Annotated in this window: 32 protein-coding genes; 27 read left to right on the top strand and 5 right to left on the bottom strand. The window is 69.5% G+C overall.

What is annotated here, in order from left to right; genetic code table 11:
* The 22 genes from HWD99_RS06635 to HWD99_RS06530 form a co-directional block, all read left to right on the top strand.
* Nucleotides 1–687: flagellar hook-length control protein FliK (locus tag HWD99_RS06635; RefSeq protein ID WP_241795422.1), on the top strand; the 687-nt coding region annotated here is incomplete at its 5' end.
* A gap of 12 nt (nt 688–699) precedes the next feature.
* Nucleotides 700–1,164, top strand: coding sequence for a flagellar hook capping FlgD N-terminal domain-containing protein (locus HWD99_RS06630; RefSeq protein ID WP_241795421.1), 465 nt, complete (start codon nt 700–702; stop codon nt 1,162–1,164).
* Nucleotides 1,165–1,196: 32 nt separating this feature from the next.
* Entirely contained in the window at nt 1,197–2,363 is a 1,167-nt protein-coding gene (locus HWD99_RS06625) for a flagellar hook protein FlgE (RefSeq protein ID WP_241795420.1), read from the top strand.
* 172 nt (nt 2,364–2,535) lie between these two features.
* Nucleotides 2,536–2,751, top strand: coding sequence for a flagellar FlbD family protein (locus tag HWD99_RS06620; RefSeq protein WP_241795419.1), 216 nt, complete (start codon nt 2,536–2,538; stop codon nt 2,749–2,751).
* A gap of 2 nt (nt 2,752–2,753) precedes the next feature.
* Complete coding sequence (locus HWD99_RS06615; protein WP_241795418.1) at nt 2,754–3,545, top strand: motility protein A; 792 nt, start codon at nt 2,754–2,756, stop codon at nt 3,543–3,545.
* On the top strand, nt 3,542–4,354 hold the full coding sequence (locus HWD99_RS06610) for a flagellar motor protein MotB (protein WP_241795417.1): 813 nt from the start codon (nt 3,542–3,544) through the stop codon (nt 4,352–4,354). The genes HWD99_RS06615 and HWD99_RS06610 overlap by 4 nt, the downstream gene beginning before the upstream one ends.
* 33 nt (nt 4,355–4,387) lie before the next feature.
* Entirely contained in the window at nt 4,388–5,281 is an 894-nt protein-coding gene (locus HWD99_RS06605) for a flagellar motor switch protein FliM (RefSeq protein WP_241795416.1), read from the top strand.
* A complete protein-coding gene (locus HWD99_RS06600) occupies nt 5,281–5,937 on the top strand; it encodes a FliM/FliN family flagellar motor switch protein (RefSeq protein WP_241795415.1) in 657 nt (218 codons plus the stop codon). Before HWD99_RS06605 ends, HWD99_RS06600 begins: the two co-directional genes overlap by 1 nt.
* Before the next feature lie 2 nt (nt 5,938–5,939).
* Nucleotides 5,940–6,371, top strand: coding sequence for a flagellar biosynthetic protein FliO (locus HWD99_RS06595; RefSeq protein WP_241795414.1), 432 nt, complete (start codon nt 5,940–5,942; stop codon nt 6,369–6,371).
* A gap of 164 nt (nt 6,372–6,535) precedes the next feature.
* The gene (fliP, locus tag HWD99_RS06590) at nt 6,536–7,339 is read left to right on the top strand and encodes a flagellar type III secretion system pore protein FliP (RefSeq protein ID WP_241795450.1); all 804 of its coding nucleotides are present in this window, start codon (nt 6,536–6,538) and stop codon (nt 7,337–7,339) included.
* Complete coding sequence (gene fliQ, locus HWD99_RS06585) at nt 7,336–7,614, top strand: flagellar biosynthesis protein FliQ (protein ID WP_241795413.1); 279 nt, start codon at nt 7,336–7,338, stop codon at nt 7,612–7,614. Before fliP ends, fliQ begins: the two co-directional genes overlap by 4 nt.
* Nucleotides 7,611–8,372, top strand: a complete 762-nt coding sequence (locus HWD99_RS06580; RefSeq protein ID WP_241795412.1) for a flagellar biosynthetic protein FliR — start codon at nt 7,611–7,613, stop codon at nt 8,370–8,372. Before fliQ ends, HWD99_RS06580 begins: the two co-directional genes overlap by 4 nt.
* Nucleotides 8,369–9,472 (top strand): flagellar biosynthesis protein FlhB, encoded by a 1,104-nt coding sequence (locus tag HWD99_RS06575; protein ID WP_241795411.1) that lies wholly within the window; start codon nt 8,369–8,371, stop codon nt 9,470–9,472. The genes HWD99_RS06580 and HWD99_RS06575 overlap by 4 nt, the downstream gene beginning before the upstream one ends.
* A gap of 73 nt (nt 9,473–9,545) precedes the next feature.
* A complete protein-coding gene (locus tag HWD99_RS06570) occupies nt 9,546–11,612 on the top strand; it encodes a flagellar biosynthesis protein FlhA (RefSeq protein WP_241795410.1) in 2,067 nt (688 codons plus the stop codon).
* A 91-nt stretch (nt 11,613–11,703) separates the two neighbouring features.
* Complete coding sequence (gene csrA / locus HWD99_RS18475) at nt 11,704–11,952, top strand: carbon storage regulator CsrA (protein ID WP_274617982.1); 249 nt, start codon at nt 11,704–11,706, stop codon at nt 11,950–11,952.
* A gap of 146 nt (nt 11,953–12,098) precedes the next feature.
* The gene (locus tag HWD99_RS06560; RefSeq protein ID WP_241795409.1) at nt 12,099–12,581 is read left to right on the top strand and encodes a flagellar protein FlgN; all 483 of its coding nucleotides are present in this window, start codon (nt 12,099–12,101) and stop codon (nt 12,579–12,581) included.
* 7 nt (nt 12,582–12,588) lie between these two features.
* Complete coding sequence (gene flgK, locus HWD99_RS06555) at nt 12,589–13,995, top strand: flagellar hook-associated protein FlgK (protein WP_241795408.1); 1,407 nt, start codon at nt 12,589–12,591, stop codon at nt 13,993–13,995.
* Between the two features lie 14 nt (nt 13,996–14,009).
* Nucleotides 14,010–14,897, top strand: coding sequence for a flagellar hook-associated protein FlgL (flgL, locus tag HWD99_RS06550; RefSeq protein WP_241795407.1), 888 nt, complete (start codon nt 14,010–14,012; stop codon nt 14,895–14,897).
* On the top strand, nt 14,894–15,310 hold the full coding sequence (locus HWD99_RS06545; protein WP_241795406.1) for a flagellar assembly protein FliW: 417 nt from the start codon (nt 14,894–14,896) through the stop codon (nt 15,308–15,310). Before flgL ends, HWD99_RS06545 begins: the two co-directional genes overlap by 4 nt.
* A gap of 69 nt (nt 15,311–15,379) precedes the next feature.
* Nucleotides 15,380–15,892: a hypothetical protein gene (locus tag HWD99_RS06540; RefSeq protein ID WP_241795405.1), complete on the top strand. Its 513-nt coding sequence runs from the start codon at nt 15,380–15,382 to the stop codon at nt 15,890–15,892.
* A gap of 212 nt (nt 15,893–16,104) precedes the next feature.
* Nucleotides 16,105–16,419: an HU family DNA-binding protein gene (locus HWD99_RS06535; protein ID WP_241795404.1), complete on the top strand. Its 315-nt coding sequence runs from the start codon at nt 16,105–16,107 to the stop codon at nt 16,417–16,419.
* A gap of 171 nt (nt 16,420–16,590) precedes the next feature.
* Nucleotides 16,591–17,397: a sigma-70 family RNA polymerase sigma factor gene (locus tag HWD99_RS06530; protein WP_241795403.1), complete on the top strand. Its 807-nt coding sequence runs from the start codon at nt 16,591–16,593 to the stop codon at nt 17,395–17,397.
* Nucleotides 17,398–17,409: 12 nt separating this feature from the next.
* Here HWD99_RS06530 and HWD99_RS06525 read toward each other — a convergent pair whose 3' ends face one another.
* Nucleotides 17,410–18,498 carry an AAA family ATPase gene (locus HWD99_RS06525; protein ID WP_241795402.1) on the bottom strand — a complete coding sequence of 363 codons (1,089 nt, stop codon included), beginning with the start codon at nt 18,496–18,498 and terminating at the stop codon, nt 17,410–17,412.
* A 163-nt stretch (nt 18,499–18,661) separates the two neighbouring features.
* Between HWD99_RS06525 and HWD99_RS06520 the strand changes: the two genes are divergently transcribed.
* A complete protein-coding gene (locus tag HWD99_RS06520) occupies nt 18,662–19,030 on the top strand; it encodes a hypothetical protein (protein ID WP_241795401.1) in 369 nt (122 codons plus the stop codon).
* A 23-nt stretch (nt 19,031–19,053) separates the two neighbouring features.
* On the opposite strand, the gene HWD99_RS06515 is transcribed toward HWD99_RS06520, so the two are convergent.
* Complete coding sequence (locus tag HWD99_RS06515) at nt 19,054–19,920, bottom strand: zinc-ribbon domain-containing protein (protein ID WP_274617981.1); 867 nt, start codon at nt 19,918–19,920, stop codon at nt 19,054–19,056.
* A 95-nt stretch (nt 19,921–20,015) separates the two neighbouring features.
* On the opposite strand from HWD99_RS06515, the gene HWD99_RS06510 reads away from it, so the two are divergent.
* Nucleotides 20,016–20,906 carry a TIGR01777 family oxidoreductase gene (locus HWD99_RS06510; RefSeq protein ID WP_241795399.1) on the top strand — a complete coding sequence of 297 codons (891 nt, stop codon included), beginning with the start codon at nt 20,016–20,018 and terminating at the stop codon, nt 20,904–20,906.
* Nucleotides 20,907–20,932: 26 nt separating this feature from the next.
* Here HWD99_RS06510 and HWD99_RS06505 read toward each other — a convergent pair whose 3' ends face one another.
* Complete coding sequence (locus tag HWD99_RS06505; protein ID WP_241795398.1) at nt 20,933–21,697, bottom strand: SDR family oxidoreductase; 765 nt, start codon at nt 21,695–21,697, stop codon at nt 20,933–20,935.
* A gap of 101 nt (nt 21,698–21,798) precedes the next feature.
* Here HWD99_RS06505 and HWD99_RS06500 point away from each other — a divergent pair, with 101 nt between their 5' ends.
* Nucleotides 21,799–22,635 (top strand): helix-turn-helix transcriptional regulator, encoded by an 837-nt coding sequence (locus HWD99_RS06500; RefSeq protein ID WP_241795397.1) that lies wholly within the window; start codon nt 21,799–21,801, stop codon nt 22,633–22,635.
* Here HWD99_RS06500 and HWD99_RS06495 read toward each other — a convergent pair.
* On the bottom strand, nt 22,607–23,542 hold the full coding sequence (locus HWD99_RS06495) for an isoprenylcysteine carboxylmethyltransferase family protein (RefSeq protein WP_241795396.1): 936 nt from the start codon (nt 23,540–23,542) through the stop codon (nt 22,607–22,609). The two genes, HWD99_RS06500 and HWD99_RS06495, sit on opposite strands and share 29 nt — an antisense overlap.
* An 82-nt stretch (nt 23,543–23,624) precedes the next feature.
* On the bottom strand, nt 23,625–24,464 hold the full coding sequence (locus HWD99_RS06490; protein ID WP_241795395.1) for an aldo/keto reductase: 840 nt from the start codon (nt 24,462–24,464) through the stop codon (nt 23,625–23,627).
* Between the two features lie 22 nt (nt 24,465–24,486).
* On the opposite strand from HWD99_RS06490, the gene HWD99_RS06485 reads away from it, so the two are divergent.
* Together HWD99_RS06485 and HWD99_RS06480 are read left to right on the top strand one after the other, a co-directional pair.
* On the top strand, nt 24,487–24,909 hold the full coding sequence (locus HWD99_RS06485) for a YchJ family protein (protein WP_241795394.1): 423 nt from the start codon (nt 24,487–24,489) through the stop codon (nt 24,907–24,909).
* Between the two features lie 34 nt (nt 24,910–24,943).
* Nucleotides 24,944–25,675 (top strand): zinc ribbon domain-containing protein, encoded by a 732-nt coding sequence (locus HWD99_RS06480; protein WP_241795393.1) that lies wholly within the window; start codon nt 24,944–24,946, stop codon nt 25,673–25,675.
* Nucleotides 25,676–25,702: the final 27 nt, after the last annotated feature.

Here is a 25,702-nt window from a genome sequence, read left to right as displayed (position 1 = left end):
GACAGCGCCACGGGACCGAGCGGTGCCGAGGCGGTCGCAGTGGCGACCGCGGCCGACGACGCGGCAGCAGCGGGCGGCCACGCCCCCGTCGCGGCGGTGCCGTCCTCGGGCTCCGCGTCCGCCGCGCCGATGGCGGGAGTGGGGCAGGTGACGGCGACCGCCGTCCCGACCGCCATCCCGACGGCCGTGCCGACCAGCACCCCCGATGCACCCCGCACCGTCGCCGCGCAGGTCGCTCCGGCCGTGCTCAGCATCGCCCAGCGGCCGGCGGGCACGCATCACCTGACCATGACGGTGAACCCCGACTCCCTCGGTCCTGTCACGGTTCGCGCGCACATCGGGCAGGGGGGAGAGGTGCAGGTCGAGCTGGTCGGGGGGACGGATGCCGGACGCGACGCCCTGCGCTCGATCGTCGCCGATCTGCGACGCGATCTCGCCGCGGTGGCCCCGCACGCCACGCTCTCGGTGAGCACCGGAACGTCTGCGGAGGCGAGCGCCGGTCGCGGCGGTCAGCCCGGGGCCGACGGCTCGGCGACCGACCAGGGGACCGCCCGCGAGGGCGCCCGTGACCAGGGCGGCCGACGAGCCGCCGCCGACCGGGGCGACGACCTCGCCCACATCATCCGACTCTCCACCCCCAGCCGCGCCGACGTCGGCATCGGCGAGGGCCTCGACATCTTCGCCTGAGAGGACCATTCCATGACCGTCGACGCCGTGAGCGCACCGACTTCGATCCACACCACCGGCACGACCGACCCCGCAGCACGCAAGCAGGCGCTCGACGGCGAGGTGTTCCTGAAGCTCCTCGTCACGCAGCTCACCCATCAGGACCCGTCGAACCCGATGGACACGAACGAGATGATCTCGCAGACCACCCAGCTCGCGATGATGGAGCAGCTCACCACGCTCGCCGAGAACGGCACCGAGGCCTTCGCGCTGAACATGCGCCAGGCGGCGACCGCCCTGATCGGTCAGGAGGCGAGCTACAAGGACGCGGACGGCAAGACCGTGACCGGCATCGTGACCAAGGTGTCGTTCGACGGGCCCGTTCCGCAGGTGACGATCGGCGACAAGAGCGTGTCCCTCGATGCGATCACCGGCATCGCCACGCAGAGCACCACACCCCAGACCCCTGCCGCGCCGGACACCCCCGCCGCGGCCTGACCTCGCATACCCACACAGGAAGAGAGACACACATGCTTCGCTCGCTCTACTCCGGGATCTCCGGCCTCCGCTCGCACCAGACCATGCTCGACGTCACCGGCAACAACATCGCCAACGTCAACACCGCGGGCTTCAAGGGATCATCGGTGCTGTTCCAGGACTCGCTCTCGCAGCTCGTCGGCAACCCGGGCATCCCGGACGACGAGGTCGGTGGTCGCAACCCGGCCCAGGTCGGCCTCGGCGTGCAGGTCGCCGGCGTGCGCACCAACTTCGCGCAGGGCTCCGCTCAGGCGACGGGCCGCGGCGGCGACCTCATGATCTCGGGCGACGGATTCTTCGCCGTGCGCTCCGGTGGCGAGACCCTCTACACCCGCGCGGGCGGCTTCTCCTTCGACCCGACGGGCAAGATGGTCACGGCCGACGGCGCCGTGGTGCAGGGCTGGTCGGCGCAGGACGGCGTCGTCAACACCGGACAGGCCGTGGGCAACATCGTCCTCCCGCTCGATGCGGTCTCGCCCGCACGGGCGACCACCTCGGCGACCGTCACGGGCAACCTGCCGTCGACGGCTGCGGTCGGCGACGAGCTGGTGCGCGACGTCACGGTCTTCGACGCGCAGGGAACGCCGTCGACGCTGAGCCTGACGTTCACGAAGACCGCCGCGGGATGGGACGTCGAGGAGCCGACCAGCGGCGCCACCGGCGCGCTCGCCTTCACCGACGGTGCGCAGACCCCTCCGGGTCTCACGCTCGCGGTCGGCGGAGTGAGCGTCGACCTCAGCGCGGTCACCGGCTACGCGACCCTCTCGACCGTCGCGGTCACCGACCAGGACGGTGCGGCGGCCGGCACCCTCAAGTCGTACAGCATCACCGGCGACGGATCGATCGTGGGCACGTTCAGCAACGGCGCCACGCAGACCCTGGGCAAGATCGCGATGGCCACCTTCGCGAACCCCGAGGGGCTGGAGAAGGCCGGCGGCAGCGCGTATCGCGCCTCGGTCAACTCGGGCGCCGTGCGCATGGGAGAGGCCGGCCAGGCCGGCTTCGGCGATCTGGTCTCGGGTGCGCTCGAGATGAGCAACGTCGACCTCTCGCAGGAGTTCACGAACCTCATCGTCGCCCAGCGCGGATTCCAGGCGAACGCGCGCATCATCACCACGAGCGACGAGGTGCTCCAGGAGCTCACCCAGCTCAAGCGCTGATCGCGGCGACACCCGCCTGCCACGCACGAAAGGGCTCCCCTCACTCCGGGGGAGCCCTTTCGTGCTGTCCGGGGCGACTCTCGCTTGGGCGGGCACGGCGGGTTACCCCTGCGCGTCCCCGTCGCGATAGTCGGGCGGACTTGCCCCTCCTCCCACGCTCGGAGACGATCCGATGATCACCGTCACCCGCCTCGACCGCACGCGGTTCGCGGTCAACCCCGACCTGATCGAACGCATCCAGGCATCGCCCGACACGACCCTGCACATGATCGACGGTCACGTGTACGTCGTGGCGGAGGACATGGATGCGGTCGTCGACCTGATCGTCGCCTACCGCGCCCGCGTGCTGCACGCCGCCCACGCGATGACCGCGAAGACGGGGGAGTGACGATGGATCCCGCTTTCATCATCGGCGTGATCCTGGCGTTCGGCGCCCTGGTCGCGATGATCACGATGGAGGGCGCGAGCTTCCAGGCGCTGCTCATCCCTGCGCCGATGATCCTGGTGCTGGGCTCCACCATCGGCGTCGGCATCGCGAGCCACACCATGCGCGACACGATCATCGCGGTCACGAGCCTCGGGCGCATGGTGCGCGGCCCGAAGGCGACGCCCGAATCCGTGATCCCGTTCCTCGTCGGATACGCCGAGAAGGCGCGCGGTGAGGGCTTGCTGTCGCTCGAGCAGGAGCTCGACGGTGCTCCCGACGCGTTCACCCGTCAGGCCCTGCAGGCACTCGCCGACGGCACCGATGCCGAAGACCTGCGCATGACCATGGACGACGAGATCACCGCGACCTCGTCACGCAACCGGGTGGCCGCGAAGTTCTTCGCCTCGCTGGGCGGCTACGCTCCGACGATCGGCATCGTCGGCACGGTCGTGTCGCTCACGCACGTCCTCGAGAAGCTCGATGAGCCGGACCACCTCGGACCGATGATCGCCGCCGCGTTCGTCGCCACCCTCTGGGGTCTGCTGTCGGCGAACTTCATCTGGAATCCGATCGCGGGTCGCCTGAACCGCATCGGGGCCGTCGAGCTGGAGCGGATGACCCTGGTGTCGGAGGGAATGCTCGCGATCCAGGCAGGCAGCGCGCCGCACCTGCTGCAGGAGCGTCTGGAGGCCCTGTCGACCGTCGCTCCCAAGGCGAAGAAGAAGAAGGAGCAGCCCGCGGAGGATTCTCCGTGAGCACGAGTCGCCGGTCACGCGGGCGCGGCCATGACGACGACGGCCACGACGAGCCGGACGAGCGTTGGGCCGTGTCGTACGCCGACATGGTCACGGTGCTCATGTGCCTGTTCATCGTGCTCTTCGCCGTGTCGAACGTCGACAAGACGAAGTTCGAGCTCCTCGCCAACAGCCTGGCGACGGGATTCGGGCAGGAGAGCACCGAGGGCGGCGCCGACACCGCCGAGGGAATGGTCATCCCGCCCGAGCTGCAGGATGACGACGGCGTGGTCGACCTCACGGCCCGTGCCGAGGTCGAGTACGAGTCGCTCGAGGATCTCAAGGAGCGCATGCACGCGGCGCTGCAGGTGCAGGGGCTTCAGGATGCGGTCGAGTTCGTGATCGACGACCGTGGACTGAACGTCGGACTCATCGGAGCCGAGACCTTCTTCTCCGACAACAGCACCGCCCTCTCGGGCAAGGCGGATGCCGTGCTCGACGCGATCGGCGACGTGCTGGTCACCGTCGGCAACCAGGTGAGCGTCGAGGGCCATGCCGACCATCGCATCTCGGCCGCCCCGTACCCGACGAACTGGGAGCTGTCCGGCGGGCGCGCCACCCAGGTCGCGCGGTTCCTGGTCGAGCACGAGGGCGTCGGGGGCCCGCGGGTGAAGGCGACCGCCTTCTCGGACACGCGCCCCCTCGTCGCGGGCGACAGCCCGGAGGCGCTGGCCGGGAACAGACGCGTCGACATCGTCGTCGAGTCGAACGAGGAAGAGCAGGTGCGAGCGCTGATCCCGGCGATCGCCGCTGCCGCAGAGGGGAGCTGACGCCCCATGAGCCTGTCAGTCGAGGAGACGCCCATGACCGCATCCGTCCTGACGCACGACGCGAGTGTGCGCCACACCGAATACGACTTCAGTCGGCCCGCGCAGCTGGGTCGTGAGAGCACCCGGCACCTCGAAGCGGCCTTCGAGTCGTTCGCGCGACTGTGGTCCTCGCAGCTGACCGCGAAGATCCGGATCAGGGCGCATCTCGCGCTGGAGAGCGTCGACCTGGTCTCCTACGAGGAGTACGCCGAGACGCTGCCGAGCACGACGGCCATGGTCGCGGGGACGTTCGACGGGCGCGACGAGCCCTGTGTCGTGCAGTTCGGTCTCGACAGCGCCCTGCTGTGGGTCGTGCAGATGATGGGCGGCAGGACCTCGACCGCACCCGAGGCGCGGACGTTCACCCCGATCGAGCTCGCACTCGTGCGCAACCTCATGGAGGGCACCTTCGAGCACCTCCACGCGAGCCTCGGCGGGCTGCTGCCCGGTGAGCCGCGGTACGCGGCGGTGCACTACAACCCGCAGTACATGCAGGTCATCTCCGCCGCGGCCGCCGTCATCGTCGCGCGGTACACGATGCGGCTCGGCGACGCCGAGAGCACGGCGACGGTCATGCTGCCGGCATCGACCGTGGTCGACCGCCTCGCCGCGACCGGATCCGACTCCGCAGCCGCGCACACGCCCCGGCAGACGCTCGACCAGCTGCGCAGCACCCCGCTCGAGCTCACACTCCGGCTGGCGCCGCTGACGATCGGCGCGGGCGAGGTCCTCGACCTCGCACCGGGCGACCTGCTGCGGCTGCCCCATGCCGAGACCGCCCCGTTCGAGCTCGTCGCCGGGAGCACGGCGATCGCGCGCGCCACCCCCGGCAGCCGCGGGTCGCGGCTGACCTGCAAGATCACGACCATCACCGAGGAGACCCACTGATGAGCACCTTCCACGAGACCGCCGTCGCCGCGGCGATTGCCGGCAAGCTGCCGTTCGGCTATCCCGTGATCCCCACGCCGTCGACCGACCCCGGCGCGGCGGGCGAGGCGATCGCCGTCACGTTCACGGGCACGCCCGGTGCGCGGATCGCGATCCAGATCGCCGATCCGTCGCAGCTCGACGACGGCTCGCCCACCGCGCAGATCGAGGACCGACTGCATCCGATCTTCGAGGCGGCAGCGACCGTTCTCGGCGCGGGAGCGCTCGGCACACCCGAGCCGGTCGACGCCGCCGAGATCTTCGCGCAGCCGGGCACGCAGGTGTTCGACCTGGTCGACGCCGAGGGTGCCGTCGTCGCGCGCACCTCGGTGCGCATCGACGGCGGGCCGAGCGGGGCGGCGCCGGGGCCGCAGCGCCTCAGCCGCATCGCCGGTGTGGAGATGGAGCTGGTGGTCGAGATCGGTCGCACCCGGATGCCGGTGCGCGACGTGCTCTCCCTCGAACCAGGCCGCGTGGTCGAGCTGGACCGTGCCGCGGGTTCGCCGGCGGACATCAAGCTCAACGGCCGCCTGATCGGGTACGGCACGGTCGTGGTCGCCGAGGGCGACTTCGCGATCCGCGTCGAGCGCATCCTCGACGGCGCCGAGACGGTCTGAGCATGGACGACCTGCTCGTCGCGCTCCGCGCGGTCATCGCCCTCGCGGCGGTGCTCGGCCTGCTGCTGTTCCTCAGCCGACGGCTGCAGAAGAGCCAGAACGCCGGGGGGAACCCGCTCGCCGGGCTGATGCCGAAGAAGCTCGCACGACTCACCGAGCTACGCCCGCCGAAGACCCCGAGCGCTGCCCGGCCCCGTCCCGAGAAGATCACGGTCGTGGCGCGCTCGGGCATCGGCGGCAAGGCGCAGCTCGTGGTCGCCGAGTTCGGCGGCATCCGCTACGTGCTGGGAGTGACGGAGCACGGCATCAACGTGGTCGACACCCAGGAGGCTCCGGTCATCGACGAAGACGACGACCAGCACGACGAGGCGGTCGGCGGCGCGGAAGAGCCTCCGAACGACATCGTCGATCGCGCGCTGCGCTCGGTCGCCTGACGCTCCACCTGCCGCGGTTACGGCTGCGCATCCTGTCGCGATAGTCGTCTGCGAGCACGGATCGCTCGACACCCTGGCTACGGATCGGCCACGTCACCCATCTTCGGAGTGCCGCCGTGCCCCCTTCCGCGTCCACCACAGCGCCGCCTCCGCGCGCGTGCCGTCTGTCGCGACGTGTGGGTCTGCTCGTCCTCATCGCCGGCGCGGTCGCCGCGGTCTTCGTGCTGCTGAGCGCCTCCGGAGCGCACGCGGCGGCGGCGATCCTGCCGACCGAGACCGTCGACGACGGCGGCGGCAACGGGGGCGTGACGATCAACGGGATCAACGGCACGCCGTCCGACAGCATCATGACGCTGCTGGGCATCACGGTGCTCAGCGTCGCGCCGGCGCTGCTGCTGATGATGTCGAGCTTCACCAAGATCTTCGTCGTGCTCGCGCTGACCCGCAACGCGCTGTCGCTGCCGTCGATCCCGCCGAACCAGGTGCTGGCCGGCCTCAGCCTGTTCCTGACCCTGTTCATCATGTGGCCCGTGCTGACCGACATCAACACGGTCGCCGTGAGTCCCTTCACCGCGGGGCAGATCGACTTCGGCCGGGCGTTCGAACTCGCGCAGGAGCCGCTCCGTCAGTGGATGCTGGCCTACACGCGAGAAGAGGACATCGCGCTCATGTATCGGGCCGCTCAGCTCGACAACCCGACCGATCCCTCGAGCATCCCGCTGCAGACCCTCGTCCCCGCGTTCATGATCAGCGAGCTGCGCGCCGCCTTCCTCATCGGCTTCATCGTCTTCGTGCCGTTCCTCGTGATCGATCTCGTCGTCGCCAGTGCGCTGATGTCGATGGGCATGATGATGCTTCCGCCCGTGATGATCTCGCTGCCCTTCAAGATCCTGCTGTTCCTCCTCGTCGACGGCTGGGGCATGGTGATCACGGCGCTCGTGCAGTCGTACAGCGGGGGTGGCGGATGACTCCCGAAGCGGTCATCGACATCGGCACCGCTGCCCTGATCGTCGGTGCGAAGCTGTGCGCGCCGCTGCTGATCACGGCGCTCGTCGTCGGATTCGCCATCTCGCTGCTGCAGTCGATCACCCAGGTGCAGGAGATGACGATCTCGTTCGTGCCGAAGCTCATCGCCGTCGGCATCGCGCTGCTCGTGAGTGGTCAGTGGATGATCGCCGAGCTCATCGCCTTCACGAACGAGATGTTCGCACGCATCCCGTCGCTGTTGAACGGCGGCGGATGAACATCCCGATCGACTTCCTCTGGCTCGAGGCGACCGCCCTCGCCTGCGTGCGCATAACGGCCTTCCTGGTCATCGCTCCGCCGTTCAGCCACGGCACGATCCCGATGCGCATCCGCGCCATGCTCGGCGTGGGACTCGCCCTCGCGGTCTCGCCGGTCGTCACGGTGGGCTACGAGCGACTCGACACCGGCGGATTCCTCTTCGCGCTCGTCGGGCAGGCGCTCACGGGCGCGCTGCTGGGCTTTCTCGTGATGGCGCTGTTCAGTGCGATCCAGGGGGCAGGTCATCTGATCGACACCTTCGGCGGCTTCCAGCTCGCGCAGGCGTTCGACCCCGGCATGGCGATCAACGGCGCTCAGTTCACGCGGCTCTTCCAGATGACCGCGATCGTGCTGCTCTTCGCCTCCGACGGCTACCAGCTCGTGCTCGCCGGACTCTTCCGTTCCTTCGACGCCGTGCCGGTCTCCGGGATGCTCGACCTCGCCGAACCCGCGCACGCTCTCGTCGGCGCGGCGGGGCAGATGATGCTCAGCGCCGTGCAGATCGCCGGACCGCTGCTGATCGTGCTGTTCCTCGCCGACGTCGGTCTCGGGCTCGTGTCGCGGGTGGCCCCGGCCCTCAACGCCTTCGCGTTGGGATTCCCGATCAAGATCGGCCTCACGCTGCTGCTGGTCGGCTTCGTCTACGCCGCGCTCCCCGCTGTCGTCGCGGTCATCGCGGACACCGCAGCCACGCTGCTCGTGGAGGTGACCCGATGAGTGACGGAGGCAGCGGCGAGCGCACCGAGAAGGCCACGGAGCGACGCCTGAAGGAAGCGATCAGAAAGGGCCAGATCGGGCGCAGCCAGGACTTCACGGCCTGGGTGTGCATCGGCGCCGCCGCGGTCATGATCCTCCCGACGATCTCGTCCAGCACGCAGGTGCTGACCGAGCTGTTCCTCGGCGTCACGCAGGCCGCGAACCAGCCGACCGACGACGCCGCTCTCGATGCGCTCGGCGCCGCGTTCGGGTCGCTCGGCGGCATCCTGCTTCCCCTGCTCGTCGTGGTCCTGCTCGCGACCACCGCCACGGCGGTGGCGCAGGGCGGCATCCACCTGCGAGGCGTGACCATGCGCACCGAGCAGTTCAATCTCGCCGCGGGCATCATGAGGGTCTTCGGCAAGCAGGCGCTCTGGGAGGGCGCGAAGGCGCTGTTGAAGACGGTCGCGATCGGGGTGTCGCTGTGGGTCGTGGTGTCGGGACTCGTGCCGGTGCTGATGGCCAGCGGCAGCCACAACATCACCTGGCTGATCGAGCAGGCCGCCGGGGGAGCGGCCGCGCTGTTGCAGGTCGCGGTCGTCGTCGGCATCATCCTCGCGGCGCTCGACGTCGCCGTGGTCATGCGCCGCAACCGCAAGCACACCCACATGACGAAGAACGAGGCGAAGGACGAGCACAAGAAGAGCGAGGGCGACCCTCTCGTCCGCTCGCAGCGGCGGTCTCGCCAGATCGCGATGAGCCGGAACCGCATGATCGCGGCGGTCGGCGACAGCGATGTCGTGCTCGTGAATCCGACGCATGTCGCCGTCGCGCTGCGCTATGAGCCGGGCAAGTCCGCCCCCCGGGTCGTCGCCAAGGGAGCCGGGATCGTGGCGCAGAAGATCAGGGAGAAGGCGGACGAGGCCGGCGTGCCCATGATCCGCGACGTCCCGCTCGCCCGGGCCCTGCACGCGGCCTGCGACATCGGGCGCGAGATCCCCGAGGAGCTCTTCACCGCCGTGGCGCAGGTGCTCGCGTTCATCGAGCATCTCAAGCGACGCGGATCGGCGCGCGGCACGCACACGATGCCGTTCGCCAGCACACGGGAGCGGGGACTGTGAGCGACCGGCGGCGACCGGCGCAGACAGGACGCACACGAATCGATGAGAACCGGAACGCGAAGGTGAGGGCCGCATGATCGGTCAGCTGCTGTCCAAGGGAGCCGTGCCCGTCGGCGTCGTCGGAATCATCCTGCTGCTCATCGTCCCGATACCCACGCCGCTGCTCGACGTGCTGATCGTGCTCAACATCTCCTTCGCGCTGCTGATCCTCCTCACGGCCATGTTCGTGAAGAAGCCGCTCGACTTCTCGGTGTTCCCGAGCCTGCTGCTGGTGGCGACCCTGTTCCGGCTCGGGCTGAACGTCGCCTCGACCAGGCTCGTGCTGAGCGAGGCGCACGCGGGACAGGTGATCCAGGCGTTCGGACAGATCACCATCAGCGGATCGCTGGTCATCGGCGCGGTGATCTTCCTGATCCTCACCGTGATCCAGTTCGTCGTCGTGACCAAGGGCGCCGAGCGCGTCGCCGAGGTCGGCGCACGGTTCACGCTCGATGCGATGCCCGGCAAGCAGATGGCGATCGACGCCGATCTCAACGCGGGGCTCATCACCGACACCGAAGCGCGGCAGCGTCGTGCTGAGGTCGCCGCCGAGGCCGACTTCTACGGAGCGATGGACGGCGCGTCGAAGTTCGTCAAGGGCGATGCGATCGCGGGCATCGTGATCGTGGTGATCAACTTCGTCGGCGGCATCGTGATCGGCATGCTGCAGCACGGCATGGAGGTCGGCGAGGCGTTCGAGACCTACAGCATCCTGACCATCGGCGACGGTCTGGTCACGCAGATCCCCGCACTGCTGATGGCCGTCTCCACCGGCATGATCGTCACTCGCGAGAACGCCGAGTCCGAGATGGGTCAGGCCGCGGCACGTCAGCTGATGCAGTCGCGCAACGCCCTGGTGATCACGGGCCTCGCGGCGATCGCGATGGGATTCATCCCGGGGATGCCGCTGGTGGTCTTCCTCGCGATCGGCGCGGTGCTGCTCTTCGCCGCGTCGCGGGTGAAGGCGAACGAGGTCCGCGAGGCCGAGCTCGAGGTCGAGGCGCTGCAGAAGGAGGCGAGCGATTCCGCCGCGGAAGGGCCGGAGGAGCTCATGGACCGGATGCGCGTCCACGCCCTCGAGATCTCCCTGTCGCCGGACATCGTCGATCTCGCATCCGGGGGAGCGGGCGATCTGCTCACACGGGTGAAGTCGCTGCGACGCAAGCTCGCACTCGACATCGGCATCCTGATGCCGCCGGTGCGCACGCGGGACAACATCGACCTGCCCGCCCAGACCTACGCCATCCTCATCGCGGGTGTCGAGGTCGGCCGAGGGTCGGTTCCCCGTGGACACGTTCTCGCGCTCGGCACCGGACTCGAGCAGCTCCCGGGCACCGCGGTGGTCGATCCGGTGTTCGGACTCGAGGGCAAGTGGGTGCCGACGGAGATGTCGCACGCCGCGGACATGGCGGGTGCCACGGTGATCGACCGGGTGAGCGTCATCATCACCCACCTGTCCGACGTCGTGCAGGGGCAGGCCGACAGACTGCTCTCGCTCGAAGACGTGCGACAGCTGACCGAGCACCTCAAGCAGTCGAGTCCCACGACCGTGGAGGAGCTGACCCCGGCCGTGCTCTCGCTCGCGGCGATCCAACGGGTTCTCGCGGGTCTCCTCGCAGAACGCGTGCCGATCAACGACCTGGCGCGCATCTACGAGGCGCTGGCCCTGCGCGGCAAGACGTCGACCGAGACGCCGGCGCTCATCGACGCGGCGAGGGCGGCGCTCGGGCCCGCCATCGCCGCCCGCTTCGCCGAAGAGGGACGCATCCGGGTCATCATGTTCGATCCGATGCTCGAGCAGCAGATGCTCGAGGGCATGCGCGTGATCGACGGTCAGGCGCAGATCGTGCTCACGCCCGAGGCGACGATGCAGGTGATCGACGGTGTGCGTCGCACGGTGACCGAGCTGGACCAGCTCGGTCCGGAGCCTGTCCTCGTCTGCGCACCGTCTCTGCGGCAGGCCGTCCGCCGGCTCGTCGCGCCGCAGGTCAGTGGGCTGCCGGTGCTCTCGTACGACGAGGCCGCGGCGGGAGGCATGGCGACCGATGTGGTCGGCGTCGTCCGCATGACGCGGTCTGCGCTGCCGAGCGCGACGGCGTAAGCGTACGTTCCACTCATTTACGAGTGGAATACAGTATGTTTGCTCGAGTACGGTGCGCACGCGCACAAGCCAGGGAAGGCGGACGACGAGCATGCTGGTACTGACGAGGCGCGCGAACGAGAGCATCGTGATCGGCGACGACATCACGGTGACGATCCTGGCGGTCACCCCCGGCGGAGTGCGGATCGGCATCGATGCCCCGCGCGACACCCGCATCCACCGCGCCGAGATCGTGGTCGCCGTGAGCGACGCCAACCAGGCGGCCGTCGAATCCTCGTCCGACGACGCCGCGGAGACGGCGCTGCGGGGCGCACTGGGCCGGGTGCGTGCGACCTCCTGAGCCACGGTGACCGTGGTGATCCCCGTGTCGTCGTCGGCGACGCCGGGAAGTCGTCGAGAGAGTTACTGCCGGGCGTGTTGTCGCGATAGTCGTCGACATGACGGGCAATCCCGTCAGGAAGAACGCGACTGACGAGGTGACGAACCGTGGCTGCTCACGATCTGAGCATGCAGCTGATGCGCGAGCGCGAGATGCTCGAACTGCTGCTCTTCAAGCTGGACGAGCAGCAGATGCTGCTCGCGACCGGACGGAACCGGTGGATCCGTCACGCCGCGAACGAGATCGAACGCGTGATCGCGGCCATGCCCACCGTCGCCCTCTCGCGCGATGCGCTCGTCGTCACCGTGGCCGACGAATGGGGAGTGCCCGAGGCCACCTCGCTCCGCGAACTGATCGACGCCGCGCCGACCGACGCCTGGCGTGAGGTGCTCTCCGGGCACCTCACCACGATGATCGCGCTGGCGGACGAGATCCAGCAGATGAAGCAGATCAACGAGCAGCGACTGCGGACGGCGATCCGCGTGACGCAGGAGACCATCGCCGGCCTCGGCGAGCCGACCGGGGAATACGACCCGACAGGGGGTGTCGTCCGCGATGCGGACGCGCGTCTCCTCGACACACGGATGTGAGGTGACCATGTCGTCTTTCGCAGGACTCCGCCTGGCCGAATCCGCACTCACCGCGGCGCGCGCGGGCATGACCGTCACCGGTCAGAACATCGCCAACCAGACCACCACGGGGTACACGCGGCAGCGCGTCGATCAGGCCCCCGTGTCTGCTCCGGGGCTCTCCGGGCTGTGGAAGACCGGATTCGGCGCCGGAGCGGGTGTCGCCGTCACGGGCGTCGCCCGACTCGGAGACAACGTCCTCGACGCCCGCGTCCGAGACGCGCTCGCGACCTCCGGCTTCTGGTCGGCGCGGGCGAGTGCCGCCGGCCAGGCCGAGAACACGATGGCCGAGCCCACGAAAGACGGCCTCGCCGCGAATCTTAACCGGTTCTGGGCAGGCTGGTCCGACCTCGCCAACACGCCGGATCAGGCCGCGGCCCAGGTCGTGCTCACCGATGCGCAGGTCCTGATCGGTCAGATCGCGGCGGGCTACCAGACGATCGCCGGGCAGTGGACGGACCTGCGCGGTCAGGTCGACCGCGACATCGCCGATGTCAACTCGGCAGCCGGTCAGGTCGCCGCGCTCAACGGCCAGATCCGTGATGCGCTCAACGCCGGGCGCAACGCCAACGAGCTCATCGATCAGCGCAACGTCCTCGCACAGCAGATCTCGACGGCGATCGGGGCGACCGGCGTCGTCGAGGTCGACGGCACCCTGACGATGCGGGTCGACGGCAACGCCCTCGTCTCCGGTGACGCCAGCCGCGCGCTGGTCACCAGCGGACCGCGCGAGATCGCGGATGCGGGTCGCATCGTCGTCGCCTGGGCCGACCGCCCCGGCGTCGCCGTGCCCATCACCGGCGGAGTGATCGGCGGCACGATCAGCGCCCTCGCTCCGGCCGCCGACGGCGGATCGCTCGCAGCGGTCGCGGCGGCGTACAACCAGACGGCCACCGCCCTCGCCACGGCTGTGAACGACGTCCACCGCAGCGGCGTCACCTCCTCGGGTGCTGCCGGCGGCGACTTCTTCGCGCTCGATGCCGCGGGGCCGGCCGCGCTCGGTCTGCGGGTCATCCCGACCGGGCTCGACGACCTCGCGCTCGCGGCTCCGGGTGCCGGGGCGAAGGACACCACGATCGCGGATCGCATCAGCGCCCTGGGCGCGTCCGCGACGGGACCGAGCAAGACCTGGACGAGCTTCGTGACCGGGTTCGCCGTCACCGTGGCCGGTGATCTGCAGCGCGCCGACATCGCCGACATGGGCGCGGTCGCCGCCGTCACCGCCCAGCAGTCCCACGCATCGGTCGACGGCGATGAGGAGACCGTCAACCTGCTCACCTATCAGACGGCGTACCAGGCGGCGGCGCGTGTGCTCACCGCGATGGACGAAGCGCTCGACCTGCTGATCAATCGCACCGGCCTCGTCGGCCGCTGACCTCGGGAGACATCATGATCGGTCGCATCACGAGCACCACCATGACGCAGCAGTCGCTGCGGACCCTGCAGACCAATCTCGCCGATCGCGAGCGGCTGCAGAACCAGGCGGCGTCGCAGCGTGCCTTCCGCTCACCGAGCGAGGACCCTGCGGCCGCGGCGACGACCATCGGCGTGCACGGCGAGCAGTCCCGCGTCGCGCAGTTCGCACGCAACCTCAACGACGGCATGGCCTGGGTCACGACGGTCGACACCGCGCTGGGCGCCAGCACCGACCTCCTCAACCGCGCTCGCGACCTCGTCGCGCAGGGTGCGAACTCGGGTGCCCTGAGCCCGACCGCGCGCGAATCCATCGCGCAGGAGCTCGAGACCATCAGCAAGGAGCTGCTCTCGCAGGCGAACACCACGCTGCTCGGCCGCAACGTCTTCGCCGGCACGAGTGACGCGGGTGCCGCGTTCGATCCGGCGACCTTCGCGTTCAACGGCGCGCCGGGAGAAGGCGTGCAGCGCCGCATCAGCGACAACGAGACGGTGCGTGTGGACTACGACGGTGCGCAGGCCTTCGGCCAGGGAGCGAACAGCGCCTTCGCGCTTCTGAACGACATCGCCGCCGAGCTGCGCGGGGGTGCGGACATCGGTGCACGGCTCAACGACGTCGATGCGCGTCTGAAGGACGTGGTCTCGGCACGCGGCGCCACGGGGGCACGTCAGGTGCAGCTCGAGCGCGCGACGGCCCAGAACCTGTCGGTCTCGATCGACCTCGAGGCGCGGCGCACCGAGGTCGAGAACGTCGACACCCTCGAAGTGCTCGTGAACCTCGAGTCCGCCGAGCTCGTCTTCCAGTCCGCCCTGCAGGTGACGGCACGGTCGCTGCAGACCAACCTCATGGAGTTCCTGCGATGACCGCCCCCCACCCGTCGGCGGCTGCGGCCGCGACCGAGGCCCCGCGCACCGACGTCGAGTTCGTCGCTCCGATGCACGGTCTGAGTCCGTACACGACGTTCCGCCTCGAGCAGATCGAGGGGGCGGACGGGCTCTACGCGCTGCGCGCGACCGACGCCGACGTCCGTCTCTTCCTCCTCGACGCCCACTCGGGTGACGTCGGATACGCCCCGGTCTTCTCCGACGACGTCCGTGCCGAGATCGGAGCCGCCGATGCGAGCGATCTCCTCGTGTTCGTCGTGGCCAACCCGTCGGACGAGGGTGTCTTCCTCAACCTCCGCGCTCCGATCATCGTCCATGCCCAGACGGGACTCGCGGCGCAGGTGATCCTCGACGATCAGTCCTATCCGATCCGCGCCCGTCTCGGCGGCTGATCCGACGAGTCCGACACGACGACGGCCGCGTTGTTGCGCCGTCGCCACGAAGTCACAGGAGAACACGAAGTGGTAGATCTTCGATCCAGGATCCACGGCGCGGGGGCGACGCGGGGAGTCAACATCGTCGTCTTGGCTCACGACGACCATGTGGAGGTGCACGGCGGTGTCATCACCCATCTTCTCGACGCGCGCGTGCACCCTGGCGACCGTCGCGCACCCGGTGAGACCGATCTCGCGCTCGTGCGCGGGGCGACGGACGGGCGCCCAGCGAACTCGGCCCCCTACTCGGCCGGGCAGTTCGCGGCGATCGAGCGCGCCGCCGGCGACAACGTCAGCGACCTGGTCGATTCCGGCGGAGTCGTCGTCGGCCGTGCCTACGGCATCCGGGCCGACCTGCTGATCGACGACGGCGCCGTGGTCGTCAACACGAAGACGCTGCGGCGGAGCGAGCTGTCGGTGCACCCCGACGCGCACGGACGGAGCATTCTCGATCAGATCGACGGCTCGGTCCGGCTCGCGAGGAGGATGCGCGCAGCGGTGCGAGCGGCTGCGCGTGAGGAACCTGCGCTGGCGCAGTAGCGCGGCGGAGAAGACCTTCGAAGATCAGGGGATCTCGAAGTTCACTGCGTATATCAAGGAAGAGGGTCTACCCTCGAAGAGCACAGGCTGGGGTACTGGCACATCCCGGGGTCGTCGACGGAGATTTCGATGTCGTCGCGCCGCGGGCGCCGCTGGTAGGGGTACAGCGCAAGACGCTCGGTGACGAGCGAAACCATTGGGACGGTAAGCAGATGAGCACTTCAAGGACGCTCGAGGCCAACCGCGTGAGCAAGCGTGAGTTCGTGCAGAGATTCGCACGACGGGGTGGGATCTCCGTTCATGCCGCGCAGACCGCGTACAACGCGATGATCGACGAGCTGCTCGACCTGGTCAGCCAGGGCAACACGGTGACACTCACCAACTTCGGCAAGTTCTATCCGCAGACGCACAAGGGACACCGCGTGCAGTTCGCCAAGAACGAGGACTCGGCCGAGGTCACCGACTACACGGTGCTCAAGTTCTCGGCGACGCGCGAGGTGAACCGTCGGGTCAAGGTGAACGACTGAACATCGTTATCTGAACGTAAACGAGAATCCCCGGTGGTTTCGGCCATCGGGGATCTTTCGTGCCCTCGGCGGCTCTAGCATGGAGACGAACGGACGTCTGGTCGCTGGGGTGTGGCCGCACTGTGAGTCGCTGGGGAGGACTTGCGCTGACAGTGGAAAGGGCGGTGTGCAATGAATCAGCGCACACGCAACCAGCTCGTCGTCGATCACCTGCACATCGTGGGGTCGGCGACCGCCGATGTGGCATCCCGGCTCACTCATGTCTCCCGCGACGACCTGGCCTCTGCAGGCTCGCTCGCCCTGATCCGCGCGGCCGACAGCTTCGACCCGACCCTGGGGGTCCCGTTCGGGGCCTATGCGACACGTCGCGTCAGATGGGCGCTCAGGGACGAGCTGCGCGCGATGGACTGGGCTCCGCGCGACATCCGCGCTCGCGCGCGTCAGACGACGCGGGTGCGCGAGACCCTCGGTGCCTCCCTCGGTCGCACTCCGCTCGCGTCGGAGATCGCGGCCGCCATGGGCATCGAGCCGAGCGAGGTGCGCGAGAGCCTCGCCGACGCTGAGCTCCTGACCATCACGAGCCTCGATGCGGGCGAGGCGAATCAGGTCGTCTGGCCGGGGTTCCTTCCGGACGAGCTGGCGATCTCCGCCGAGCGCGACGACCTGCTGCACCGCGCCGTCGACGCGCTGCCCGAACGGCGGCGGTACATCGTGCGCGCGATCTACTTCGAGGACCGTACGGTGGGCGAACTCGCCGAGGAGCTCGGGGTCTCGCATGCCGCGATCTCGCAACAGCGTGCCGAAGGCGTGCGGATGCTCCGCGACGCCCTCGAGCGTCACTATGCCGACGACCGGCGCAGTCCCGCGCCGCCCGCATCGCGTTCCGCGGGCCCGACCCTCGACGCGTATCTGTCGCGGATCGCCGCCGGCGGGCGGAGCCTCACGCGAGCACTGGTGCCTCAGCCCCTCGGCGTGTGACCGCCGCCCCGATCACAGTCCGAAGCCGTATGTCGCCTGCCCGACCAATGTGAGAGCGACCGAGGTGGGGTAGATCTCGGGTTCCTCGTCTTCATCGTCGAGGATGTCGAGTCGTGTGATCGGCACGAAGATTCCGCCGTCGGGCTCGAAGATCAGGTCCTTCGGGGTGAAGGACACGAAGATCGAGCGCGTCGCATTGCGCAGCTCGAACGTGCGGCCCACGTCTCCGCGTTCGAACAGGTTCATCTCGACCTCGTCGGACCAGACCTTGCCGTCGGGGAAGCGCGCCTCGATGCGATACGTGCTGGGTTCGATCGACTTGATGTTCAGATCCTCCACGACCTCCGCGAACAGCGAGTCCGGCTGTTGGAGCTCGAACGCGATGGCGCGCAGATGGTCGTAGTTCAGCCGTGCTCGACGCGAGAAGAGAGCGACGTTCTCGATCTCGTCGGGGTGTGCGTTCGGCGCCTGGTCGATGAGGTACTGCCGGACCTCGTCGGGCCCGGGGTACTCGAACCGCATGTGGTAGTGGAACCGGCCTGGCCGGTTCACCAGGTACGTGCTCACATCTGCCACGTCGTTGACCGTCAGACAGTAGATGCGCTTCACCGCCGAGAGGCCGTCGAACAGCGACAGGAACTGGTTCTGGCGGTTCCCGCCGTCTGCCGTGCCGCGGCGACCGGTGGGGAAGATCTTCTCGAACTCGTCGAAGACGATCAGGCACTCGTCGAGGCTGTCGAGGAACTCGACGATGCCGTCGTGGTCCTCGGTCACCACCACCACAGGCAGCCGCTGCTCGCGGGCGGCCTCGGCGACCATGCGCAGGAACAGGGACTTGCCGATGCCCTTGTCGCCCGAGAGCATCACGCCGAGGCTGCGCTCCGCGAGTGCGTAGGAGCGGAAGATCTTCGCGACCTTGCGGTCGCGGCCGCCGTAGACGCGCTCGTCACCGACGGTGAGATCGTCGATCTTGATGAGGCTGAACCCCTCTTTCGAGGAGAAGTGGACCCGATAGGTTCCGAGCGGGAACATCTGATGCGTGCGGACGGCATCGTCGTACACGCGAACGTGTCCACCCGTCTCGATGTAAGTGCTTGTCACAGGTCCTCCGACTGTCTCGTTCCTCTCCCCACAATGACTATCGGCAGGATCCGGCGCTCCGTAAGGCGGATCGCGAAGAAAATTCTGCGCCTGTGACAAACCGCTCGCCGGCAGTATCCTGAGCCGACAGCGGCGTGGGACCGCTCGAGTCGGGGGACTGGTCATGAGTGAGCGCATGCCTGCAGAGGTGCCGGTCGACGGCGCCATCGAGATGGTCGTCGAGGCCGCCCCGCAGGGCCTGCTGCGGTACACACTCGACCCCGAGGGGCCGCAGCGGTTCTGGAACGAGACGCTGCTCGCCCACGACGACTCGGTGATCGGGGCCGCGACCTCTCCCGAGCAGACGGCCGAGTTGCTGGTGCGCGGCAGCATCGCGTGCATCGCCCGCGAGATCCCGAGCCTCGTCGTCGGCGGGCTCACGATGCGCCCGGAGATGGGCCCCCACAGCAACGCGCAGATCGTCGCGGCGGGAGCCGCCTCGTTCAAGACCTCCGAGTGGGAGGCCGTCCGGCGGCGGATGCTGCGCCGCTGAGGCACCTGTCGGACGAGGGCCGGTCAGGCCTCGGTCAGATACGCGTCGACGATCAGCGGCCCGCGGATGTCGCGGAGCATGGCGAGGATCCGTTCGATGCCCTGCGCCGACACCGACGACATCTGCAGGTCGTACGGACCGAGGGGTTCCAGCCGCCCGGTGCGTATGCGCACGACCTCCCAGCCCGCGGAACGCAGGTGCCGGTCTTTGCGCAGATCGGAGTCCTGGCGTCTCCCGACGTGCTCGAGTCCGTGTCGCCCGACCGTGTCGTACTCGATCGCGACGCGCAGCTCGGGCAACACGATGTCGGGCCAGACCTCGGTGTGACGGAAGAACGGACGTGCGATCTTGACGGCGTTGACCTCGGAGGAGACGAGGATGCGTGCGCCGAGCATCTGCCGCAGTCGACCCTCTGCGGCCGATGCCGGTGCGGGAGCGCACGCGCTGCGGAACGCCTCGCCCGTGCGCAGCGGGGGAGTCTTGGTGCACAGCGGGGAGGCCGGCGGCTTCGGTCGCCGCGGGATCGCCCTGGCCCCGCCGAGGATCACGGGCTGCGGGCGGGCCAGCGAGGAGCAGTCGGGACACCACGCCGACTGGCGGCGCACACGCCCGGGGCGCTCGCGCTGCTCGGTCGGCGTCGCAGCGAATCGGTGTCCGACACGGCACTCCCAGCACAGCAGCACATCGGCGGCGAGAGGCACCTGCGACAGTGCGATCCCGTCGTTCAGCTCGGGGTGGTACTGCCGGATGAGCTCGGGGTACGCCGCCCACGCCGCGCGGTAGGTGCCCCGCTCGTACGGCACTTCTCGCCCCTTGGAGAACTGGCGTCTCGCCCACCAGGCCTGAACGGATTCGGTCACGCGCACGACGGTACCGACGGGCTCCGACATCCGCTCTCCGATCTCGCCGATGGTCAGCCGGCCCGTGCCGCACCGGCGCGTGACAGACTCGACACGGGCGAAGCCCCCAGAAGGCAGGAGCGGCCATGGCACAGCGGATCGTCATCAGCGGAGCATCCGGACTCATCGGCACGGCGCTGACGGCGTCACTGCGCGAGGACGCGGTCGACGTCACCACGCTCGTGCGCCGTCCGCCGCGCCGCGCGGGGGAGGTGCAGTGGGCACCGGGAGAACACGAGCTCGACCCGCAGGTCCTCGCCGGCGCGACCGCGGTCGTCGCACTCGGCGGTGCGAGCGTCGGTCGCCTGCCGTGGACACCCCGCTATCGACGCGAGCTGGTGCGGTCGCGATTGACGACCACGCGCACGATCGCGACCGCCGTGCGAGCCCTGGGCGACGATGCGCCGGCCCTCGTGTCGGCCTCCGCCGTCGGCTATTACGGATCCGCGCCGGGCGCCACGCTGACCGAGGCCTCGCCCGCGGGCGACACGTTCCTCGCCGAGCTCTGCGTGCGGTGGGAGGACGAAGCCGAGCGGGCGGGCGACCGTGCGCGGGTGGCACTGCTGCGCACCGCGCCGATCATCCACAGGCGCGGCGTCCTGAAGCCGCTCATCCAGCTCACGCGCTTCGGCGTCGCGGGTCCTATCGGACCGGGGACGCAGATGTGGCCGTGGATCTCGCTCGACGACGAGGTGCGCGCGATCCGACACATCATCGACGAGCAGTGCGTCGGACCGGTCAATCTCACCGGCCCGACGCCGGCCTCCGCGAACGAGATCGGCCGCGCGCTGGCCCGGCGGATGCGTCGACCGTTCTGGGTCCCGGCGCCGGCTTTCGCGCTGCGTCTCGGGCTCAGCGCGGCGGCGGCCGACTCGCTGCTCCTGTCCGACGCCGACGTCCGCCCCGCGGTGCTCGAGGCCTCGGGCTTCACGTTCCGTCACCGGACCGCCGAGTCCGCGGTCGACGCCGCTCTCTGAGGGCGACGCCGACCACGACCGTCGAGTCAGCGGGCGTGCGGGTCGACGCGATTGAGCGTCGCGACCACCTGGGCGTAGTCGCCGCGGGCTTCGCCGTAGCGCAGGAACTTCACGCTCTCCACCTGGATCTCGGTCGCGTCGGGCTGCGCGTCGATGAGGCCGAGCACCTCTGACACGAACTCGTCGAGCGGCATGGCCGTCTCGTTCGTCTCATGGCCCGGCATGAGAGACGTGCGCACGGCCGGCGGCTCGAGCTCGACGACCTTCACGGAGGACCCGTCGAGCTGCAGCCGCAGCGATTCGCTCAGCATGTGGATCGCCGCTTTCGTGGCGTTGTAGGTGGGCGTCACTCGCAGGGGCGCGAACGCGAGCCCCGACGACACCGTCATGATCGTCGCGTCGGGCATCGATCGGAGGTGATCCATGAACGCGGCGATCAGCCTGATCGGCCCGAGCAGATTGGTCGTCACCGTGGCCTCAGCCGTCTCGAGCATGCTCTCGGGGTGGGTCCAGTCCTCGGCCCGCATGATCCCCGCCATCGTGATCAGCACGTTCAGGTCGGGGTGCGCGTCCAGCACAGTGCGCGCGGCGGAGCGGATGCTCTCGGCGTCCGTCGTGTCGATCTCGACGGTGCGGATGCCGGGGTTCTCGGTCGCGATGCGTGCGAGGAGCCCGGTGCGCCGACCTCCGACGATCACCGTGTTGCCGCTCTCGGTGAGGCGCTGTGCGAGGGCGAGTCCGATGCCGCTCGTCGCACCGGGGATGAAGATGGTGTTTCCGCTGATGTTCATGGTTCCACCCTCGGCGGATGCGTCGGACCGCTCCAGAGACGGGTGATCCAGGGATCGGCGGTCCCTGGATGGGGCGGCGGCGGGCGCGGGATACTTCTGTGATGGACAGAGATGCGCTGGCGGAGTTCCTCGTGCGGCGGCGGCAGCAGCTGCAGCCCGGTGACCTGGGGCTGAGTGCAGGCGCCCGTCGGAGGACGCCGGGTCTGCGACGCGAAGAGGTCGCTCAGCTCGCGGCGATGTCCACCGACTACTACTCTCGGCTCGAGCAGCGGCGCGGACCGCAGCCCAGCGTGCAGATCGTCGCCTCCCTCGCGCGAGCGCTGAGGCTCACCCCGGACGAGCGCGACTACCTGCACCGCGTGAGCGGGCACAGCGCGCCGGATCGCACCCTGTTCACCGACTACGTGCATCCGGGGATGCTCCGCGTGCTCGACCGCCTCGACGACACTCCGGCGTTCGTGGTGTCGGTCCTCGACGAGGTGCTCGTGCAGAACGATGCTGCTCGGGCGCTGCTGGGCGATGCGAGCGCGCTGGAGGGACTGGATCGCAGCGGCATCTATCGCTGGTTCGCGTATCCCGATGATGAGCGTCGACGCTATCCCGCCGCCGCGCACGCACGGCACAGCCGAGTGCACGTGGCCTCGCTGAGGGCCGCGTACGGAGCGCTGGGCGACGGCTCGAGGGCGGGCGAGATCGTCCGGGAGCTGACCGCCCGCAGCGCGGAGTTCGCCGAGCTCTGGGCCGTGCACGAGGTGCGTCGACGCTTCGAGCTGCACAAGGTGCTGATCCACCCTGATCTCGGCGAGATCGAGGTCGACTGCCAGGCGCTCTTCACCGAAGACGAGTCGCAGGCGCTCGTGGTGCTCACCGCGGCGCCCGGCAGCGAAGCGGCGAGCAAGCTCGAGCTGCTCAGGGTGCTCGGTACGCAGCGGGTCTGACCGGCACCCAGCACGACACCCGGGAGCGGTAGTCGGCGTACTCCGCGCCGAAGCGCTCCGCGAGGTCGGCCTCCTCGAGCGGGCGCACCACCGCGTTCCAGATCACCGAGCCGCACAGGGCGTAGGCGACGACCATCCACGAGCCGAGGATCAGCCCCACCGCGACCCCCTGGGCGATACCGGCCACGGCCATCGGGTTGCGCACGAGACGGTAGGGCCCGGCGACCACGAGACGACGCGCCATCTGCGACGGCAGAGGCGTGCCGTCGCCGTCGACCGACATCGACACGGCCGACCACACGCCCAGAGCCGTCGCGGCGGCGAGCACGACGCCGCCGGTGGCGCGCACGGGGAGGGGGACGTCGACGCTCAGCATCCAGCGTGATTCGAGGAAAGAGATCGCGAGGGGGAGCACCACGAGGAACATCCCCCAGAAGAGCAGCGTCTGCAGACCGGTGCGCGCGAGGATCCGGTTCGTTCCGACGGTCGCCGCCGTGCGGAACGCGAAGGGACCGGTCACGACCCACTCCACCGGTGCGCGCCCGACCGCCATGACGATCCCCGCGCCGAGGCTCGCCGCGCCCGCCAGCACCATCAGCAGCGCGCCCCATCCGGCATCCGTCGTCACCGTCGCGTAGACGGCCATCCCGCCCGCGACCAGCAGCGTCCAGGGCACGACGATCCACAGCGCGCGGCGCACGCCCGCCGCGACCAGTGCCGACCCGATCACGAACAGTGGGATGTCGGCGGCGGCGACGAGTGCGACCGGCAGCTCGCCGAGAGTCGCGGCCCGCACCGCGTCCGACACGAACACCGACGTCCACCACAGAGCGCCGGCCAGCGCCTGGACGCCGAAGTACACCCGTGCCGTCCGTGGGGTGATGCGGATCCCGGCGACGACGAGCATCCCGTCAGTCTAGGAGCGCGTCACTCCAGGAGCGATCGCGGCGACGACCGAGGGTCGACGGACGCGTGCTGCGGCCCGTGGCTCAGGACTCCTCGTGGGTCGCGGGGTCGCCGTCGAACAGTCGTCCGTCGGCGCGGCCGAGCGCCGTGATCGCCTCGACCTCTGCGGTGTCGAGGGCGACCGTCGCCGCGGCGAGGTTCGACTGCTGGTGTTCGAGAGACGACGCCTTCGGGATCGCGACGGTCTCGCGCGCCACATGCCATGCCAGCACGGTCTGCGCCGGCGAGATGCCATGAGCCGCGGCGATCTCGGCGATGACGCGCTCCTCGATCAGCTCCTTCGCGCGGCCGAGCGGGCTCCATGCCTCGGTGAGGATGCCGTGCTCCCGGTGGTAGGCGAGCTGCTCGTCCTGGGGGAAGTACGGATGCACCTCGATCTGGTTGACGACGGGGCGTACGCCGGTCTCGCGTTCGATGCGCTCGAGGTGCTCGGGCAGGAAGTTCGAGACGCCGATCTGGCGGACGATGCCGCGCTGCTGCGCGTCGACCAGCGACTCCCACGCCTGCACGTACTCGTCCTGCGAGGGGTTCGGCCAGTGGATGAGGTGCAGATCGGTCGCGTCGAGTCCGAGTCGTGAGCGGCTCTCCTCGATGCTGGCCGGCGCCTTCGCCCGTGCATGGTGGCGACCGGGGAGCTTCGTGGTCACGATCAACTCGGAGCGGTCGATCCCCGCCGCTCTCACGCCGCGGCCGACGGAGCCTTCGTTCTCGTAGTTGAACGCGGAGTCGATGAGGCGGTAGCCGGCGCCGATCGCCGTCGCCACGGCATCCGCGCCCGCGTCGCCGTTCAGTGCGTAGGTTCCGAGCCCCAGCGCGGGAAGGGAGAATCCGTTGTGGGCCGTGAAGTGAGGAAGAGCCGTCATGGCGCCAGCGTACGCTGGGGGCATGACGGGAGCGCAGAACACGGCGTCCGATGACGGGATGCGCGACGAGTCGTCCCGCTGCCCGTGCGGATCGGGTGACGTGCTCGGTGCCTGCTGCGGTCCGCTTCTCGACGGGGCACCGGCGCCGACCGCCGAACGGCTGATGCGCTCGCGCTACACCGCCTTCGCGCTGCGCGACGCGGATCATCTGCGGGCGAGCTGGCACGCGTCGACGCGCCCGACCGACATCGATCTCGACGACGATCTGCACTGGCGCCGTCTGGTGATCGTCGACCGCGTCGCCGGTGGCCCGTTCGACCGCGACGGCGTGGTCGAGTTCGAGGCCTTCTGGCGGCTGGGCGGCGAGCGCGGATCGTTGCGGGAGCGCAGCCGCTTCGTCCGAGACGACCGTCGGTGGTTCTACGTCGACGGCGAGATCGGGTGATGGGCCCGACCTCGCAACGGGTAGATTTGAGAGCGTGAACGCCAGCTCCGAACACCAGCGCATCCTGCTCGACGTCGCCGACCTGGACCGGCGCATCGCGCAGGCCGAGCGGGCGCGGACCAAGCCGACTCAGGCGGCTCGCATCGCCGAGCTCGTCGCCATCCGCCAGGAGCAGCTGCGTGAGCTCACCACGCTCACCGGCACCCGAGACGACGCGCGCACCGAGCTGAAGCGCCTGGAGTCCGACGTGACTCTCGTCGAGCAGCGCCGTACGCGTGATTCCGAACGCCTCGCCGCGGCGACGAACGCCAAAGAGGCGCAGGCCCTCGAGCACGAGCTCGCCAGCCTCGCCAGGCGCCAGAGCGACCTCGAGGACATCGAGCTGGCCGTGATGGCACGGGTCGAAGACGCCGACGCTGCGGTGGCGGCGCAGCAGGCGCTGCTCGACATCACGACATCCGAAGGCAGCGCCCTCACCGCGCAGGCCAAGGCCGACGTCGCGGCGGCGACCGAGCTCGGCGCGCAGCTCGCGCGCGACCGTCAGGCGGTCACCGAGTCGCTCCCCGCCCCGCTCCTGGCCGAGTACACGCGTCGCGCGGCCAACAGCGCCGGTGCGGCGCTCCTCACGCGCGGCACCTGTGAAGGCTGCCGCATGCTGCTCCCGGGAACGGACCTCAACGACATCCGCCGCGCGGCTGACGACGCGGTCGTCTCCTGCCCCGAGTGTGGCTGCATCCTGGTGCGCACCGAGGAATCGGGACTGTGATCCTCGCGCCGCGCGCGCGGGGGCGGT

The sequence above is a fragment of the Microbacterium sp. C5A9 genome, from assembly GCF_022627955.1.
In the GTDB taxonomy this organism is placed as follows: domain Bacteria; phylum Actinomycetota; class Actinomycetes; order Actinomycetales; family Microbacteriaceae; genus Microbacterium.
The sequence above is the reverse complement of the archived record's forward strand: the minus strand, read 5'-3'. Positions and strand labels throughout refer to the sequence as shown.

Excerpts from the sequence above, each read along its gene's own strand:
- HWD99_RS06630 (WP_241795421.1), top strand. The coding sequence starts at position 700 with ATGACCGTCGACGCCGTGAGCGCACCGACTTCGATCCACACCACCGGC.
- HWD99_RS06625 (WP_241795420.1), top strand. The coding sequence starts at position 1,197 with ATGCTTCGCTCGCTCTACTCCGGGATCTCCGGCCTCCGCTCGCACCAG.
- HWD99_RS06620 (WP_241795419.1), top strand. The coding sequence starts at position 2,536 with ATGATCACCGTCACCCGCCTCGACCGCACGCGGTTCGCGGTCAACCCC.
- HWD99_RS06615 (WP_241795418.1), top strand. The coding sequence starts at position 2,754 with ATGGATCCCGCTTTCATCATCGGCGTGATCCTGGCGTTCGGCGCCCTG.
- HWD99_RS06605 (WP_241795416.1), top strand. The coding sequence starts at position 4,388 with ATGACCGCATCCGTCCTGACGCACGACGCGAGTGTGCGCCACACCGAA.
- HWD99_RS06600 (WP_241795415.1), top strand. The coding sequence starts at position 5,281 with ATGAGCACCTTCCACGAGACCGCCGTCGCCGCGGCGATTGCCGGCAAG.
- HWD99_RS06595 (WP_241795414.1), top strand. The coding sequence starts at position 5,940 with ATGGACGACCTGCTCGTCGCGCTCCGCGCGGTCATCGCCCTCGCGGCG.
- fliQ (WP_241795413.1), top strand. The coding sequence starts at position 7,336 with ATGACTCCCGAAGCGGTCATCGACATCGGCACCGCTGCCCTGATCGTC.
- HWD99_RS06580 (WP_241795412.1), top strand. The coding sequence starts at position 7,611 with ATGAACATCCCGATCGACTTCCTCTGGCTCGAGGCGACCGCCCTCGCC.
- HWD99_RS06575 (WP_241795411.1), top strand. The coding sequence starts at position 8,369 with ATGAGTGACGGAGGCAGCGGCGAGCGCACCGAGAAGGCCACGGAGCGA.
- HWD99_RS06570 (WP_241795410.1), top strand. The coding sequence starts at position 9,546 with ATGATCGGTCAGCTGCTGTCCAAGGGAGCCGTGCCCGTCGGCGTCGTC.
- csrA (WP_274617982.1), top strand. The coding sequence starts at position 11,704 with ATGCTGGTACTGACGAGGCGCGCGAACGAGAGCATCGTGATCGGCGAC.
- flgK (WP_241795408.1), top strand. The coding sequence starts at position 12,589 with ATGTCGTCTTTCGCAGGACTCCGCCTGGCCGAATCCGCACTCACCGCG.
- flgL (WP_241795407.1), top strand. The coding sequence starts at position 14,010 with ATGATCGGTCGCATCACGAGCACCACCATGACGCAGCAGTCGCTGCGG.
- HWD99_RS06545 (WP_241795406.1), top strand. The coding sequence starts at position 14,894 with ATGACCGCCCCCCACCCGTCGGCGGCTGCGGCCGCGACCGAGGCCCCG.
- HWD99_RS06535 (WP_241795404.1), top strand. The coding sequence starts at position 16,105 with ATGAGCACTTCAAGGACGCTCGAGGCCAACCGCGTGAGCAAGCGTGAG.
- HWD99_RS06530 (WP_241795403.1), top strand. The coding sequence starts at position 16,591 with ATGAATCAGCGCACACGCAACCAGCTCGTCGTCGATCACCTGCACATC.
- HWD99_RS06520 (WP_241795401.1), top strand. The coding sequence starts at position 18,662 with ATGAGTGAGCGCATGCCTGCAGAGGTGCCGGTCGACGGCGCCATCGAG.
- HWD99_RS06515 (WP_274617981.1), bottom strand. The coding sequence starts at position 19,920 with ATGTCGGAGCCCGTCGGTACCGTCGTGCGCGTGACCGAATCCGTTCAG.
- HWD99_RS06510 (WP_241795399.1), top strand. The coding sequence starts at position 20,016 with ATGGCACAGCGGATCGTCATCAGCGGAGCATCCGGACTCATCGGCACG.
- HWD99_RS06505 (WP_241795398.1), bottom strand. The coding sequence starts at position 21,697 with ATGAACATCAGCGGAAACACCATCTTCATCCCCGGTGCGACGAGCGGC.
- HWD99_RS06500 (WP_241795397.1), top strand. The coding sequence starts at position 21,799 with ATGGACAGAGATGCGCTGGCGGAGTTCCTCGTGCGGCGGCGGCAGCAG.
- HWD99_RS06495 (WP_241795396.1), bottom strand. The coding sequence starts at position 23,542 with ATGCTCGTCGTCGCCGGGATCCGCATCACCCCACGGACGGCACGGGTG.
- HWD99_RS06490 (WP_241795395.1), bottom strand. The coding sequence starts at position 24,464 with ATGACGGCTCTTCCTCACTTCACGGCCCACAACGGATTCTCCCTTCCC.
- HWD99_RS06485 (WP_241795394.1), top strand. The coding sequence starts at position 24,487 with ATGACGGGAGCGCAGAACACGGCGTCCGATGACGGGATGCGCGACGAG.